The organism is Marinobacter sp. SS21 (genome assembly GCF_028369065.1).
Classification (GTDB): Bacteria; Pseudomonadota; Gammaproteobacteria; order Pseudomonadales; family Oleiphilaceae; genus Marinobacter.
In genome coordinates this window covers 295,648-310,434 of record NZ_JAQNDA010000003.1, presented here as the reverse complement: position 1 = coordinate 310,434, position 14,787 = coordinate 295,648, and the positions used below count along the sequence as shown (strand labels likewise).

16 protein-coding genes are annotated in these 14,787 nt (G+C 57.5%); 13 read left to right on the top strand and 3 right to left on the bottom strand.

Annotated elements, in window-relative coordinates; genetic code table 11:
- Positions 1-8 precede the first annotated feature (8 nt).
- Complete coding sequence (locus tag N6L25_RS05900; RefSeq protein WP_271978827.1) at positions 9-1,097, top strand: M48 family metallopeptidase; 1,089 nt, start codon at positions 9-11, stop codon at positions 1,095-1,097.
- Positions 1,098-1,161: 64 nt separating this feature from the next.
- On the opposite strand, the gene N6L25_RS05895 is transcribed toward N6L25_RS05900, so the two are convergent.
- Positions 1,162-1,893, bottom strand: coding sequence for a hypothetical protein (locus tag N6L25_RS05895; RefSeq protein WP_271978826.1), 732 nt, complete (start codon positions 1,891-1,893; stop codon positions 1,162-1,164).
- Positions 1,894-2,233: 340 nt separating this feature from the next.
- Here N6L25_RS05895 and N6L25_RS05890 point away from each other — a divergent pair, with 340 nt between their 5' ends.
- Positions 2,234-2,608, top strand: coding sequence for a hypothetical protein (locus tag N6L25_RS05890; RefSeq protein WP_271978825.1), 375 nt, complete (start codon positions 2,234-2,236; stop codon positions 2,606-2,608).
- A gap of 13 nt (positions 2,609-2,621) precedes the next feature.
- Here the strand turns inward: N6L25_RS05890 and N6L25_RS05885 are convergent, their stop codons facing one another.
- Complete coding sequence (locus N6L25_RS05885) at positions 2,622-3,533, bottom strand: alpha/beta fold hydrolase (RefSeq protein WP_442915209.1); 912 nt, start codon at positions 3,531-3,533, stop codon at positions 2,622-2,624.
- Positions 3,534-3,792: 259 nt separating this feature from the next.
- On the opposite strand from N6L25_RS05885, the gene N6L25_RS05880 reads away from it, so the two are divergent.
- On the top strand, positions 3,793-4,407 hold the full coding sequence (locus N6L25_RS05880; protein WP_271978823.1) for a hypothetical protein: 615 nt from the start codon (positions 3,793-3,795) through the stop codon (positions 4,405-4,407).
- Complete coding sequence (locus N6L25_RS05875; protein WP_271978822.1) at positions 4,370-4,984, top strand: uracil-DNA glycosylase family protein; 615 nt, start codon at positions 4,370-4,372, stop codon at positions 4,982-4,984. Before N6L25_RS05880 ends, N6L25_RS05875 begins: the two co-directional genes overlap by 38 nt.
- Here N6L25_RS05875 and N6L25_RS05870 read toward each other — a convergent pair.
- Positions 4,957-5,871 (bottom strand): LysR substrate-binding domain-containing protein, encoded by a 915-nt coding sequence (locus N6L25_RS05870; RefSeq protein ID WP_271978821.1) that lies wholly within the window; start codon positions 5,869-5,871, stop codon positions 4,957-4,959. The two genes, N6L25_RS05875 and N6L25_RS05870, sit on opposite strands and share 28 nt — an antisense overlap.
- A gap of 151 nt (positions 5,872-6,022) precedes the next feature.
- On the opposite strand from N6L25_RS05870, the gene N6L25_RS05865 reads away from it, so the two are divergent.
- The 9 genes from N6L25_RS05865 (at position 6,023) to N6L25_RS05825 (ending at position 14,784) form a co-directional block, all read left to right on the top strand.
- On the top strand, positions 6,023-7,153 hold the full coding sequence (locus N6L25_RS05865; protein WP_271978820.1) for an S-(hydroxymethyl)glutathione dehydrogenase/class III alcohol dehydrogenase: 1,131 nt from the start codon (positions 6,023-6,025) through the stop codon (positions 7,151-7,153).
- 55 nt (positions 7,154-7,208) lie between these two features.
- Complete coding sequence (fghA, locus tag N6L25_RS05860; protein WP_271978819.1) at positions 7,209-8,075, top strand: S-formylglutathione hydrolase; 867 nt, start codon at positions 7,209-7,211, stop codon at positions 8,073-8,075.
- A gap of 66 nt (positions 8,076-8,141) precedes the next feature.
- The gene (locus tag N6L25_RS05855; RefSeq protein ID WP_271978818.1) at positions 8,142-8,570 is read left to right on the top strand and encodes a GNAT family N-acetyltransferase; all 429 of its coding nucleotides are present in this window, start codon (positions 8,142-8,144) and stop codon (positions 8,568-8,570) included.
- Positions 8,571-8,712: 142 nt separating this feature from the next.
- Positions 8,713-9,801 carry a GNAT family N-acetyltransferase gene (locus N6L25_RS05850; protein ID WP_271978817.1) on the top strand — a complete coding sequence of 363 codons (1,089 nt, stop codon included), beginning with the start codon at positions 8,713-8,715 and terminating at the stop codon, positions 9,799-9,801.
- Positions 9,802-9,806: 5 nt separating this feature from the next.
- Complete coding sequence (locus tag N6L25_RS05845) at positions 9,807-10,172, top strand: hypothetical protein (protein WP_271978816.1); 366 nt, start codon at positions 9,807-9,809, stop codon at positions 10,170-10,172.
- Between the two features lie 38 nt (positions 10,173-10,210).
- Positions 10,211-11,632 (top strand): hypothetical protein, encoded by a 1,422-nt coding sequence (locus tag N6L25_RS05840; RefSeq protein WP_271978815.1) that lies wholly within the window; start codon positions 10,211-10,213, stop codon positions 11,630-11,632.
- Positions 11,633-12,185: 553 nt separating this feature from the next.
- Entirely contained in the window at positions 12,186-12,509 is a 324-nt protein-coding gene (locus tag N6L25_RS05835) for a TraR/DksA family transcriptional regulator (protein ID WP_271978814.1), read from the top strand.
- 403 nt (positions 12,510-12,912) lie between these two features.
- Complete coding sequence (locus tag N6L25_RS05830; RefSeq protein WP_334312386.1) at positions 12,913-13,713, top strand: C39 family peptidase; 801 nt, start codon at positions 12,913-12,915, stop codon at positions 13,711-13,713.
- Between the two features lie 60 nt (positions 13,714-13,773).
- The gene (locus N6L25_RS05825) at positions 13,774-14,784 is read left to right on the top strand and encodes a transporter (protein WP_271978812.1); all 1,011 of its coding nucleotides are present in this window, start codon (positions 13,774-13,776) and stop codon (positions 14,782-14,784) included.
- The last annotated feature ends 3 nt before the right edge of the window (positions 14,785-14,787 follow it).

Sequence of the window (14,787 nt, the reverse complement as noted above, 5' to 3'; positions counted from 1 at the left end):
CTGCGGTCATGAGTCAGTCTATCAACGGCGTGTATTACGATGGGAAAAGCTCTCGTCGCAATGCCTGCCGTCTTTACGTTACAACAGCTGGCCAGGTCCAGATCGACGGCATCCAGCATGATGCCATCGCCTTTCAGGATATCCAGGTTCCAGCGAGGGTTGGCAACAGCGCCCGGACGCTCATTCTTCCGGATGGCGGCCGATTCGAGACCAGCGACAATCCAGGTCTGGATGTGTTGGTCAGCACCCATGGTCGCAGGCGTGGCGGTATCAGCCTGCATCTGATGGAGCGCAAGCTTCGGGTGATCCTGCCCTTGCTATTGCTCTGCGTGGTGATGGTCTACCTCGCGGTGACCCGAGGCATACCCTGGGCAAGTGAGCAGCTGGCGTATAGGCTCTCCGCCGAGTGGTCAGATGCGCTCGGGGCGTCGGTCCTTGAGCGACTGGACGCCTATTACTTTTCCCCGACAGTACTGTCCAAACCGGTGCAGGAGGAATACCGCCAACTGTTGGACTCGTACCTGCCTGCTCACACCGATTTTTCCTACACGCTGCTGTTTCGCCATGGCGATTTGATTGGTGCCAATGCCTTCGCGTTACCGGACGGCACCATCGTGGTGACCGATCAACTGGTGAAGCTGGCGGATACCCCGGAGGAAGTGCTGGCGGTGATGTTGCATGAAATTGGTCATGTCGAGCGACGTCACTCGTTGCGCGCGCTACTGGAGAGCAGTGGCGTGGCGCTTCTGTTTATGTTGCTCACCGGTGATGCGGAGTTTGTTCAGGAATGGGTGGTGGCGTTGCCGCCGCTGTTGCTGCAGGCAAAATTCTCCCGCGACCATGAGTGGGAAGCCGACAGCTATGCCCTTGAGAGGATGTCGTCCCAGGGTATCGATCCCGAGCACTTCGCGTCGATGATGGAAAAGCTGGTCGGGCAGGGCGGCTCAGAGTCGAGCCCTTCGGAGGAGGAGGAGGAGGCGCAAGATCCCCAACCAGTACCGGATTGGCTGAACTACCTTTCCACCCACCCCGCCAGTGAGTTGCGGATTCAGCGCTTCCGCCAGGCTTCCGAGGCGTTACAGGGTTCTACCCGGTGACCGCCGTCAGCTTGGCTCCATCGCCCGAGACGGGCCGGTACGGGCGACGGAGCCAAGCCTCGGTTCAGAAGGCCGCGTTCACGCGAATGGCTCCGGGCAAGCTGTTGAACTCGCCATCGGCATAGAACAGTGGCACCACATCTAATGTAAGCCGTTGGTGATAGATCCAGCGAACGCCAGCAACGACCGTGTTGTCGGCATCGTCCTCGGTGGTTATGACCGCTTCCACCAAGGGGCGGAAACGGCCCACCTCAGTATCGGCCAGGACGAAGTCTGCCCCTAACCCAAGCTCGAAGAAGGTGTCGTCGCGATTATCGTCGGCAACGATGAGCTGAGGCTGCGCCGTGAAGCGAATGGAATCCACCCTCAGGCTTGCGGTGGCACCAAAGAGGAAATTGGTGAAATCCTGTCGAGTGTTCCCGTCCTCGTCCTCAGAATCGATGTGGGCAATCCCCGCTAGCGCGGCCCAGCTGACAGCCCTGTTTTGACCAACCCTGAATTCAGGAAGGCCATATTTGACCAGGGCTTCGTTTGTGGCGCTGTCGCTCAAATCGGCATTGAAGATGATTTCTGCCCCCGGCACACCCAGCCGAATACCGCCGCCGGTCGTGAGGTCGCCGCTGCCGGTAAACAGATCGACCGAGGCATTGCCTGAGCCGGACAGGAAACCGTGCTCAAGCAGAAAACCCCGTGTCGGCTCCCGAAGCGCTGACGCTTGGCCATCTTGCGCGAGCAGAGGACTGGGTGATGCCGCCATCAGCGACAGAGTAATCGTTGCGGGAATACGAAGTTTCATTGTGACCTCCTTGTAGTAAACAAAAACCGTAACCAAAAACAGTAACCATATCTGGTAAACAAAAATGGTAATGATCAATGGTAGTGATAGATCGTAGTGCTAGATCGTAGTGACCGCTAATGCTTAGCGATGGAGTCCATGGATGGTGGCTACGGATGGTGCCTATGGATGGCGTCGATGAATTCAGTCATTGAGCGCCGGAACCATTGTCCCTGAAGTACAGCCTGGGTGCCTGTGACCGGATCGGCAGTTCGTCGAACACCCGGTAGCGGCGGTTCATAAAGACAGGGGCGCCCTGGTGGGCTAGTCTTAAAACAAGACCGCAAGTTGGAGGCTGATTATGTCGCTGGAACAACTGCGCGACCAGGTCTGTGCCAGCCTGATGATGTTGGCGCCAGAGTTGGAGGGCTCGGCCGTTTTGGTGGATGAGTGTCTCGCCAGCGCCCGGCAAACCTTTCATGACGACGTCATCGCCCGATTCAGTCCTGAAGCCTGGGCGCGAATCACTTTGATATACCACAAGCATTTTCTCGATACCGGTTGTGATGTCGCCGTGGCGGACATCGTCGTTGAGGTGATTCGGGATGCCATCAACACCAGCCGACTGGACATGCTGACCTTGAAGTTAGCCCAGGACCGGCGCTATCAGCAAGAAAAGAACAAACCGGCACCCTCTTTGAGTATCGTCAGGGATTCCGGCTCCAGTGACCGGTGATGCCGGCATCGGCTTATTCGATGCTCAGGCCATTATGAAACGCCACAAAGTGCCGGGCGACCAGCTCCGGGGCTTCCACTTGGGGGTAGTGACCGATGCCCGGTAATACGGTGACGTCGGGATCGGCGATCAACTGGCGGTACCTTTCCGCCATATGCTCACCGGATATTGGGTCAACGGGGCCATTAATCAGTTTCACCGGAACCTTGGTATCCAGTAACGCGCCCACCCAGCGCTCACGGAATTGTCGTCGCTGGGGCATGTAATGAATCAGCTTGTGCATGATGCCAACACCATCATTGCGAGTGATCAGTTCCCAGAACACGTCGACTTCCTCTGCGCTGGGCGGGGTACCGGGACCAAAGATGCTGGCCAGGCTGCCGGCAAGCTTGCGTTTGCTGGAGAGCCGGGCAACCAGGAAGCCAACGGGCGATAGCAGCAGTTTTTGCAGCAGTAATGGCTGATGGGTCTCGGGGAAAAGCCCACCATTGAGTAGACAGGCGCTCAGAACCTTCAACGGAGTGTCGTTAGGGGCGTTGCCCTCCCTCCGCTCTAGGTCCCGGGCAATGAGTTCCTGGGCCACCGTGTCGCCATAGTCATGGGCCAGGATGTGGTATTCGCTAACCTGCTGATCCCGCAACCAGGTTTCGATGAGAGTGGCCTGGTCATGAATGAGGTAGCTGAAGTTCCTGGGCTTGGCCGAGTCACCAAAGCCGATCATGTCGACGGCATACAGCGCGAACCTGGATTCCAGCTCGGGCCAGATTTTGCTCCAGTCCCAGGATGAGGTTGGGAATCCATGGATCAGCACAAGCGCCGGCCCGTTCGGGTTTCCGCCGGTACGGGTGAATATCGGCATGCCTTCGAAAGTAAAGGTCGTACCCGCCTGCCGCCACGCGTCTAAATCAATCATAGTTTGAGCCATCTCTATTACGTTGCTACCAAGGAACCGCGGATTAGCTCCGAATCGCCTCTGCGCGCGCTGCACCTTTTTGCCAGATTCAGCGATTACTGCAAAGTCGCGCCTGGATTGTGAATGACTCTGAGTGCCAGCGGAGTTGATCGGAGGCTCCCTAAAGGTAGCCTATTCCTGGCCGTTGCAGCGCGTCAATCATCGATGCCTCTCGTTATTCCTGCAATCAATTGCTATGGTTGAGCGGCAAAGTTAATGAAGGAAAGCAACTGTGAGCTGGATGCAATTCACTCTCGAGGCGATGGACCGGCTAATATGGCCTTTGGCCATTCTGGCGGTATTGCTGCTGATGCGCCGGCCCATGGCGCAGCTGATTCCACTGGCCAAGCGCTTTAAGTTCCAGGGACTGGAAGTCGAGTTCCAGCAGGAACTCCGAGCGGCCTCACTCAAGGCAAAGGCGGCATTCCCCGAGCTGATCGCAGACCGCAAATGCCTCTTGCTCTCGAGCGCCGATCACTTGCCCAATGCCTCGCTGCTCGAGGCCTGGCAGGCGGTGGACGAAGCGGCCGAGGTGGTGGTCAGGCAGCGAAGGCTGAAGGTGGACCTGAACTCCGAGACCCGCTACAAGGATATCGAGTCGGTGTTGGTGGCGCAGGGGCTGATCGATACCAAAAAAGCTAAGCTGTTCAGTGAACTGCGTCAGCTGAGAAACAAGGTGGCCCACGCCCGTGGGTTTGTGGTGGGCAAGGCGGCGGCCATGCAATACATCGAATTATGCTTTCGCCTGGTTGATCATCTCGAACGGCTGCAGGTTGGGGTGATTGAGGGGGGCGAGGAGGGAGAGGGCGTTGAAGAGGGCAAGGGTGATACCGCCGGAGTCGTTTGACGAGCTGCTGGCGCGGGTACGGCGGTGCACCATCTGCGCCGCCGATTTGCCGAACGAACCCAGGCCGGTAATTCAGGCCAGCGAATCTTCCCGTATTCTTGTTGTTGGCCAGGCGCCAGGCCGGCGCGTCCACGAGACCGGACTGCCGTTTAACGATCCCAGTGGCGATCGCCTTCGGGACTGGCTGGGGATCAGCCGCGACACCTTCTACGATGCCCGCAGCCTTGCGATACTGCCAATGGGGTTCTGCTATCCGGGTACGGGGCGCTCTGGCGATCTGCCGCCCCGACCGGAGTGCGCGCCGGCCTGGCGGGAGTTGCTGTTGAGCCGGTTGACCAAAATTCGCCTGACCCTGGTGATTGGTCAGTACGCCCACGCCTACCACATTCCTGGGCCCAAGCGTTCGGTCACCGAGACGGTTCGCCACTGGGCCGACTATTGGCCGGAGGTGGTACCGCTGCCGCATCCCAGTCCCCGGAACAATCTGTGGTTAAGACGTAACCCCTGGTTTGAGGCGGAAGTCGTGCCGGCGCTTCGACAGCAGGTGGCTCAGGTATTGGCGCTGCCCGATGACTGAGACGCTGGCTCGGTGACGTTGGCCATCAGATAATCCACCAGCATGCGAACCTTGGTGGATTGGTGGCGGGCGTGCGGGTACACGGCCCAAATGCCTTCCTCCGGCTCCTGATAGGGTTCCAGCATCGATATCAAGCGTCCGGCCTGGAGATGGGCCTCCACGTAATAGTCGGGCAGTTGGACCAGTCCGATCCCCTTGAGCGCGGCGTCGGTCAGCGCCTTACCGGAATTGCAGTGAAGTCGGCCGTGGACGCGGATGATGCGTTCCCTGCCTTGATCGCGAAACCGCCAGAAATCGTTCGATCCCACCAGGCAATTATGACGGTCCAGTTCGGACAGGCTGTGTGGGCGTCCATGGGTACGAATGTATTCCGGCGAACCACACACATGCAGAGTGCGGGTGGCCAGCTTTCGGGCAACCAGCGACGAGTCCTGTAGCCGGCCCAGCCGTATGGCGAGGTCGAATCCGCCGTCCACCAGGTCCACGGTCCGGTTGGTCAGCTCCATGTGGAGCGATAGCTCCGGGTAGCGGGCAACGAAAGTGTTGACCAGTGGTGCGATCACTTCTTCGCCGTAGGTCACCGGCGCGGTCAGCTTGATGCTCCCCCGGGGCGTGTTATGGAGATTGGTGACCGCTCGCTCGGCTTCTTCGAGTCCGTCCAGCGCCGAACGGCAACGTTGATAGTAGAGATTGCCGACTTCGGTGAGCGAGACCTTGCGGGTTGTGCGGTGGAACAGTTTGCAGGCCAACCGTTCTTCCAGGTTACGAACCTGGCGGCTGACGTGGGCCGTTGACGCCCCAAGCCGTTTCCCGGCCTGCGTGAAACTCTCGGTTTCTGCCACCGCGACGAATTCGGAGACGCCTTCCCATGGATTTATTATTGCCATGCTGTAAAAGTGATTTGTCAAAAGCTCATGTTATCAACAATCGTGGAATAAATATAATGGCTATCAACGGTGACGGACCGGCGAAACCCGCTGGCTCGATTACACTTCAAAGATCGCCCCATCCTTAGATAAGCCGAGCGAGGAAATCGTCATGACTGACCAGTTCATCAAATCAAAAGCCGCTGTGGCCTGGGGGCCGAACCAGCCCATGACCATCGAAGAAGTGGACGTCATGCTTCCCCGGGCAGGTGAAGTGCTGGTGCGCATCGTCGCCAGTGGCGTCTGCCACACCGACGCCTTTACCCTTTCCGGTGAGGATCCCGAGGGCATCTTTCCCGCTATCCTCGGCCACGAAGGTGGTGGAATCGTCGAGCAGGTGGGCGAGGGCGTAACCAGCGTCAAGCCTGGTGACCATGTCATTCCGCTCTACACCCCGGAGTGTGGCGAATGCAAGTTTTGCCTGTCCGGCAAGACCAATCTGTGTCAGAAGATCCGTGCTACCCAGGGCAAGGGCTTGATGCCGGATGGAACCACGCGTTTCTACAAGGACGGTCAGCCGATCTATCACTACATGGGGTGCTCGACCTTTTCCGAATACACCGTGTTGCCGGAAATCTCGTTGGCCAAGGTGAACCCACAGGCGTCGCTCGAAGAGGTGTGTCTGCTCGGTTGTGGCGTGACCACTGGCATGGGGGCGGTGATGAACACCGCTAAGGTGGAAGAAGGCGCCACGGTGGCCATCTTCGGTCTCGGTGGCATCGGCTTGTCGGCAGTGATAGGTGCCACCATGGCCAAGGCTAGCCGTATCATCGGGATTGATCTCAATGAGGACAAGTTTGAGCTGGCACGGAAACTCGGGGCAACCGATTGCATCAATCCCAAGGATTACGACAAGCCCATCCAGGACGTGATTGTGGAGTTAACGGATGGCGGTGTGGATTACTCGTTCGAGTGTATCGGCAACGTCAACGTGATGCGTTCGGCACTGGAGTGCTGCCATAAAGGTTGGGGTGAGTCGGTCATTATCGGAGTGGCCGGCGCGGGGCAGGAGATCTCCACGCGGCCGTTCCAATTGGTGACAGGCCGAGTCTGGCGAGGCACCGCGTTTGGCGGGGTCAAGGGACGCTCCGAACTGCCCGAGTATGTCGAGCGCTACCTGGCCGGTGAGTTCCGCTTGGACGATTTCATTACCCACACCATGGGGCTGGAGGACATTAATCGGGCCTTCGACTTGATGCACGAAGGCAAGAGCATTCGCAGCGTCATCCATTTCGACCGTTGATTTGACACAGGGTGTTGGGGCGGTTATGACCGCCCTCGGCCCCGGAGGCCTGGTAATGAAGGACGACATCACAACGCACGTTGAGTGCATCAGCGAAAACAAGAGCTTTGGCGGGTGGCACAAACAATACCGACACCACTCGTCGGTGTTGAACTGCTCAATGCGGTTTGCTCTCTATTTGCCACCCGACGCCATGTTGGGGGAGAAGGTTCCCGTGCTGTACTGGCTGTCAGGTCTTACCTGTACCGACGAGAACTTCATGCAGAAAGCGGGTGCCCAGCGTCTGGCTTCGGAGTTGGGCATGGCGATCGTGGCACCGGACACCAGCCCGCGTGGCGAGGCAGTTCCGGATGATCCAGAGCAAGCTTACGACCTGGGATTGGGCGCGGGTTTCTATGTCAATGCCACCGAGGCTCCCTGGCGCGAGCATTATCGCATGTACGATTACGTGGTGGAGGAGCTGCCTGCGCTGATCGAAGGTCATTTCCCCGTCAGCCACCACCGCGCCATCAGTGGTCACTCCATGGGCGGGCACGGTGCCCTGGTCATCGCCCTGCGCAACCCTGGCCGTTACGCCTCGGTGTCTGCGTTCAGTCCGATCAGTCACCCGATGAACAGTCCCTGGGGACAAAAGGCCTTTGAAGCTTACCTGGGTAAGGACCGAGGGACGTGGGAAAACTATGATGCCAGCATGCTGCTTCGTGGTGTTGAACAGCCGGCCCCGGCGCTGGTGGATCAGGGGCTGGCCGATGAGTTTCTGGAGCGGGAACTGCAGCCCCAGGCACTCGAGTCGGCTGCCGTTGCCAACGGCTATCCGTTAACGCTGCGACGGCATGAGGGCTATGACCATAGCTATTACTTTATCGCCAGCTTCATTGAAGACCACCTTAGGTTTCATGCGGGACACCTGGGAATCCGATAGGTGAAGAGGCTCCGGCAACCACCGATCGCGATCCGTCCCTATCGGCCGTCCGACTCAGGAGCTTTGATGACTCTGTTCGTGGCGTCGGTATCGGGACTGGCCTCGGCCGACTACGATGAGCGGCAGATAGAGGCCTGGCTGTCGGCCGTTGGGGACAGTCAGGGTTGGCGGTCTCGTCTTGCCAACGGGATGACACTGGTGGCTGAAGTTGAAAGTGTCATTGCCGGCTTTATTGCATTCTCGTCACAGGGGCATGTCGACCTGTTGTTCACCCTCTCCGAATTTGCCCGCTGTGGCGTTGCTTCTCACCTTTACCGACAGGCTGAAGAACGTCTTCGACGGACCGGAGTGGGCGTTGTTGATACTGAGGCAAGCAAGGTGGCGCAGCCCTTTTTTGAAACGATGGGATTTAAAACGATTGAAAAGGAAGTGGTTGAGGTCGCGGGCGTCGCGCTGGCCCGGTTTCGGATGCGGAAAAAATTGTCAAAGCCGTGAGGTGCCTGTTGTAAGTCCGGTTGGCCGAATCTAAACTCCAGTTAATTATTCGGACAGCGATTCCTCCGCAACTAGCCTCGCGCCGACATACACAGCAATTGATTGCGTTCCGTGTCCATACAAGGGAATTGTACGAACACCAATGACATCCACGGATTACAGCGTTCAAGTTATTCAGTCCCGGCAAGAACTGACCGCATTGAGAGCCGATTGGGACCAGCTCTTTGCCCGTTTGGCGGAGCCGGCGTTTTACCACGACTGGCGTTGGCACGAATGTTTGAGTCGGCGGTTGTTCTCGGATATTGCCTACTACTGCATCCGCCACCGGGCGGAACTGGTCGCCGTTGTGCCGCTGCGCCCCAAGAAAGCCGGGCGCTCGCTGCAGCTCCCGGTCAGCAGGCAGACCGATCTTACCGATATTCTGTTGCACCCGGGGCATTGCAACGAGGCCGTGTTGTACACCCTGTTTCGTGGCGTGACGGACCAGGTTGGTCGCTGGCAGCATGTGGTGTTTGAGCGGGTGCCGAAAGGCTCCTCCGCCTTTCAGTTGGCCCAGCTGCATCGACGTTCTATGCATGCCGACCGGATGTCCAAGAACAGTTTCTTCCAGACCCAGTCTGTGGGGGATCTCAAGACCCTGTCGAAAAAACACCTGAAGAACGTCAACCGATTTCAACGCAAGCTGATTCAAGACACCGGTGACCTTCTGTTCGAGCATCGACGATCGGACGCCCAGAGCATCGAAGATTTTCTTCACATAGAGCACAGTGGCTGGAAGGGGTCTCGGGGTAAATGCTCGAGTATTCTTTCCGATTCGGACGTGACGGGGTTTTACCGGGACGTTGCCCAGTCGTTCGCTGAAACCGGTCAGCTTTGCTTGAGCTTTGCCAGTGTAAATCAGAAACGGATATCGGGTCAGTTTGCCATCCTGACGGGGCAGCGGCAGGCATTGCTCAAATTGTCCTATTTGCCCGAGTACGGGGACTATGCGCCGGGTAACCTGCTGCTGAATGACACGCTTCAGGCTGCGGCCCGTGATGTCCAGGTCGACGAACTCAACTTGCTAACTGGCCCCGGCTGGGCGGATCGCTGGCACCCCAGCTCCACAGACGTGTACCTGCTTTCGCTGTTCAATAACACCCTGAGGGGCTGGCTAGGTTACGGCCTCCTCCGGTTGAAGGATTTTTTGCGGCCTTTCAAGTTACGCATTATCAATAGGAGTACAAAGTGAGGGTGATGTACCCACAAATTTCCAGATTCCTGGCCGCTGTTGCTGTGGCCGCTGCCATTTATCTGGCTGGCCTGTTCATCGGTGACTGGCTACTGGGGAGTCGGGAGCTCGGGTATCAATGGCAATTTGAATCGAAGCGCCAGCTTGTACTGCAATTGGCAGAACACGCCGGAATAGCGGGAAGCGCTATCCTAATCGGCTTGCTCTGCTCGATGTTACTCTATCGCTATAATCGCTATGCCGGACGTTTGGCCCTGGGTGTAGTGATCACAGGCTTTGCCTATCTGGCGGAATGGAACTGGCAGCTCGGTCTGCTATGGACGCTGGCGCTTGTCGCTGCACTGGCCGTCACACGGGGGGCTCGGCTTTGAAATCGGTAATCACTACGACGTTGCTGGTCAATTTTGCCTTGACTACTCCCGCAGTCGCCAAAGACTATTCGTTGCTGTTTGGTGGCGGCCCAAGCCCAGAGCGCACGGAGTTTTCCATTGAGTCCAATGTCCTGTGGTTCGACACACTATTTGAGCGGGCAGGATTTGATGGCGCTACCACGGTCTTCGGTAGCGGAGGGCGCAACGCAAAGGAAATCCACTACCTGGCTCCCGTTGACGTCACCGAGCCCCACGCGGCCTTGGCCCTGGTGTTTGATAGTGCCGAGGTAAACAGCCGTCGGTTTCGGGCCAGTGAGGTTCGCTCCGAGCCCCCCACACCCCTCACGCGTGATGGCCTCGCCAGCCAGCTCAATCGTCATATCGGCGCCTTGGGGGAAGGCGATAGCCTGCTACTGACCTACAGTGGTCACGGCGGAAAGGGGCAGCGCCCACAGGACAACTTCCTGTTTCTTTGGGACAACACGGCGATGTCGGTGGATGACATGCAGCGTAGCCTCCTTGAGGCTGACCAAGGCGCGACGATTCGCTTTGTGTTGCCCCAATGTTTCTCCGGCGCTTTTACCCGTCTGCCATTCCGAAATATGAATCCGCAGGAGGGCGTGATCAAAGGCCCAGAAATCTGTGGCTTTACCTCGGTGAGCGACGATCAGTTGTCCGAAGGCTGTACCGCCAGCGTGAATTCCGAAGACTTTCGGGACTATGCCTCGTTTTTTTACGGTGCCATTTCCGGCTCGGATCGCAGGGGGCAACCACTTGACGGTGACGCTGATATGGATGCCAGTGGCCGGGTGTCCCTGCGTGAGGCCCACCTTTATACCCTGGGGCATGTCATCAGCACCGATATCCCAAGATCAACCAGCGAAGAATATCTGTTGGCCGTTGAGCCGTGGTCCCAACGTTGGGCTTCGTATCGATCGGCATCGGCTGACAATGAGTTTATCGAGGTGGCTGAGCGCCTTGCCTATGATTTCGAAAACCGTGTCGGCGAACACGCGTTCCTGAAGGAAACCAGCAAGCGGCTGCTGCAACAGTCTGCGAGTGTCACCAGGGGCGAACAGGCGGTCAGCCACACTCGCGGCGAAATCCACGGCCTCCAGCATCAGCTCAGGGAGCAGCTGTTTATGCGGTGGCCAGAGTTATCGGCTCCCTACACCGAAGCCTATCATCGCGTTGTCAGTTCCGAACTCGGCGCCATCGAAACCTGGTTGCGGCAGTGGCCGGAATTTAACGAGCTGGCAGAAGCCCAGCAGCGCTATGATCATCTGGTGTTCGAGCTGATTGAGCAGCAACGCCAATTGGCGAGGCTGCAACGCATTCAACGAATGCTTAAGCTGGGCCGGCTGCATGACTATGCGATGCATGAAGGTGACGTCCGGATGCGCCAGGACTATCTGGCATTAAGGGCTTGTGAGGATTGGGAGATTCCCCAGGAACGCTGAGTCCTGTGCTCGGTCGGGAAGGTCTGATTTTTGGGTGGTGCCATTAAGGGGCCATAAATCAGTACCCCTGACGGTCATCCTGCTATTCGTCCATGACGTCCGGTACCGGGATATTTCCTCGATGACGTCGATCCAACCACTATCGGCGGCCGTTGCATCTGAACGCTGAATGTCAGCGAATTCAAGGCGCCCCTGGGAATGCCCCGGGTAGTGATTTGTACCGGTTTCCGTCCGAATCGGGGAATTTTGGCGGGCAGCAAATGCAGAACCGGCTTATGCTTAATAGTACGTACCCAGGCAAGCACTCATAATAGTGGGTACTCATAGATTGTGGGTACTCATAAATTGTGGGTACCGGTAGAACGTGGCCCGATCATAGATGATGGGGCTTGATAGAAAGCGAGTGCTCGTAGAAATTGAGTGCTCATAGAAAGTAGGTAGGCATAGTAAATACTCATAGCAGGAACTCGAAAGCGAGTTGTTACGCAATAGCCCTGTCGCTGACATCCCCACCGGGTAACCAAAGCTGTTGAGTTCAGCAGGGAGGAAGTCAATGAGTGATCGCAAAACCGAACTGCAAGTACTGAAGGCGGACTTGCTCGCCCGCCTCAAACGCTACCAGGCCCATCAACATCGGGAAGACGGCGCCATCCCGCGGGATTTCGCCGAACAGGCCATAGAGACCCAAAACGATGAGGTCGTCGATGGGCTCGAAGCGGAATCGCGAGCCGAGCTGGCTCAGGTGAATCACGCCCTTGAGCGCATTGAGGCAGGGGAGGGTGATGACTGCGAGCGTTGTGGCAAGCCCATTGACCCTCGGCGCCTGCAGATCCTTCCCTACACCACCTTCTGTGTCAGCTGTGCCGAAGCCAGGTGATGAGGTGCGCCGGAAATGGTGGCGCGGGTGTTTCTCTAGCCGCTCTCAAACCGTGGGCTGATGCATCGGCTCGAACCGGGGCTTCATACGGATGACCACTGGAGAGGCGACCTTGCCGCTACGGACGCTTAGTCAGAATCAGTCGCTTCCCATAGCCGGCTGAGGAGATCCAGGCTGCGTTGAACCAGTTCTCAGATTCTGGCCCGATGACCCTATTTGCGGGTATAGATTTGAGGCACAGTTATCTTTCAGTCCCGTGCTTATGGGGTATCGTACGGTAACAAGATGTAACGGTGATGTGGCAGGCTTTCCAAGTGTAACAAAGTCTCACCTACGCGGCCTATGCCGTCCGCTTCAGGCAATCATCATCCATGACAATAATTAGAAGGATAACCACTTAATCATGCTGCTGGTGCTGGCTGGATCCCTCATGACCTTCGCTATCGTGCAGGAGGCAACGGTTGTAGAGCCTCATGAGCGGGGTGTGGTGATCATTGAGCAGGATATCGATGCCAGCCCCATCGAGCTGCGATCCGACGTGGTGGTTGAACCACTGATCGAACAGCGTTACCGCAATATTGTTCGTCAGGCCTACGACTACAGTTGCGGCAGTGCTGCGCTGACCACCGTGTTGGCCTACTATCTGGGTCGGAACCTGACTGAGCGCCAGGTGATGGAAGGCCTGCTGCACTATGGCGAGAGTGAGCGCATCGTGGAGCGAAGGGCGTTCTCCATGCTGGATATGAAACGGCTGGTGACGGCTCTTGGCTATCCATCGGGGGGCTTTCGCGCCACCGTTGAAGATCTGATCGATCTGGATCATCCCGCCATCGTTCCGATTCACCACGCTGGATTCAAGCATTTTGTCGTACTGCGGACCATTCGTGACGGGCGGGTGTATCTGGCGGACCCCTCGGTGGGCAACATCTCGTTCACACTGAGCCAGTTTGAAGAAAAGTGGGATGACAATGTGCTTTTCATTGTGTTTCCGGGCAGCGAGCAGCCATTCGATGCCCTGGAGCTGAAGGAAGAAGACCTGCGCTTTGTGGATGACCAGACGATGACGTTGCTGGCGTATGAGCAGATTCCGGTATTCCATGAGGCAACCGAACGACGCATCCAGAATCTGCTGGAACAACAGAAGAATAATCCCGACGGCACCGTGGAGAATACCCGAAAACACCTTCATTACCGTCGCAATTAAAACCCCGGAATCCAGACCCGGGCGTTAGAACCAAATATAAGTACAAAGTAGGGAGTTGGGATGAATCGTTGGTTGGTGCGAGGCTGTATCCTTTGTTCGATGGCCAGTTTGCTGCCGACCTGGGCGGCGGCCCAGGAAGGGGGCGTGGACAGAGCCCGGGAGGCCCTTGCCCAGCAGGAAGGGGATGAAGATGCCTCCCAGCAGCTGGAAGAAGTGTTCCAGGCGGCTGAGAAAAACTACTCACTGCAGAAGAAAGGCAGCCACTCGCTCAACTATTCCCTGGATTACTCCTACACCAGCGACCAGCGACTGGATCTGGCGATTACGGGCGGCAGTGTGCAGAACCTGGATGTGGTGCCCTCCGCCACCCACAGTTTCACCAACGCCTTTGCCTACGATTACGGCCTGCTCGATAATTTGACGGTTGGTACTCGAGTGCCTCTGGTGGTGAAGTACGATACCCAGGACGAGCTGAATGTTTACGATCTCGGCGACGTCTCCTTTACTGCCCGGTGGCAGCCGCTGGCCTACGTGCCCGGCAAGATGAGCACCACCCTGTTTGGCTCCTTATCCACCAAGACTGGCGTAAGCCCCTACGAAATCGACATCAGGCGACAACTGTCCACCGGCAGCGGCTACTACACCGTTTCCGGTGGTGCCAGCCTGTCCAAGGTGCTGGACCCGGTGGTGATCTTCGGATCTACCAGCGTGTCCTACAACTTCCCTGAAGAAGATCTGAACCAGGTGCGTGGCGCCCGCTTGCTGGAAAAAGTCGAGCCGGGCTTTGGCCTCTCCGGATCGGCGGGCTTTGCCTACTCGCTTTCCTACGACATTTCCCTGAGCGTGTCCGCTCAGATCAGCTACAGCGACGAAACCGTGCTGACGTTCAGCGATGGCTCGGAAGCTGTGGCCCAGGATCAGGTGACCGGATTTCTCAGCATGTCTTTGGGTACCCGGGTGAGTGACACCACCATCGTGAATACCAGCCTGGGTATCGGGCTCACCGAAGATGCCCCGGACTTTTCCCTGGGGTTGTCCCTACCCATCAATTTCTCCGGCCTCAAAGACTGATGG

Bases quoted from the DNA above. Each gene is read 5' to 3' on its own strand.
- N6L25_RS05900 (WP_271978827.1), top strand. From the start codon at position 9: ATGAGTCAGTCTATCAACGGCGTGTATTACGATGGGAAAAGCTCTCGT.
- N6L25_RS05885 (WP_442915209.1), bottom strand. From the start codon at position 3,533: ATGGCTCAAACTATGATTGATTTAGACGCGTGGCGGCAGGCGGGTACG.
- N6L25_RS05855 (WP_271978818.1), top strand. From the start codon at position 8,142: ATGACTCTGTTCGTGGCGTCGGTATCGGGACTGGCCTCGGCCGACTAC.
- N6L25_RS05865 (WP_271978820.1), top strand. From the start codon at position 6,023: ATGACTGACCAGTTCATCAAATCAAAAGCCGCTGTGGCCTGGGGGCCG.
- N6L25_RS05825 (WP_271978812.1), top strand. From the start codon at position 13,774: ATGAATCGTTGGTTGGTGCGAGGCTGTATCCTTTGTTCGATGGCCAGT.
- fghA (WP_271978819.1), top strand. From the start codon at position 7,209: ATGAAGGACGACATCACAACGCACGTTGAGTGCATCAGCGAAAACAAG.
- N6L25_RS05845 (WP_271978816.1), top strand. From the start codon at position 9,807: ATGTACCCACAAATTTCCAGATTCCTGGCCGCTGTTGCTGTGGCCGCT.
- N6L25_RS05870 (WP_271978821.1), bottom strand. From the start codon at position 5,871: ATGGCAATAATAAATCCATGGGAAGGCGTCTCCGAATTCGTCGCGGTG.
- N6L25_RS05850 (WP_271978817.1), top strand. From the start codon at position 8,713: ATGACATCCACGGATTACAGCGTTCAAGTTATTCAGTCCCGGCAAGAA.
- N6L25_RS05890 (WP_271978825.1), top strand. From the start codon at position 2,234: ATGTCGCTGGAACAACTGCGCGACCAGGTCTGTGCCAGCCTGATGATG.
- N6L25_RS05835 (WP_271978814.1), top strand. From the start codon at position 12,186: ATGAGTGATCGCAAAACCGAACTGCAAGTACTGAAGGCGGACTTGCTC.
- N6L25_RS05830 (WP_334312386.1), top strand. From the start codon at position 12,913: ATGCTGCTGGTGCTGGCTGGATCCCTCATGACCTTCGCTATCGTGCAG.
- N6L25_RS05895 (WP_271978826.1), bottom strand. From the start codon at position 1,893: ATGAAACTTCGTATTCCCGCAACGATTACTCTGTCGCTGATGGCGGCA.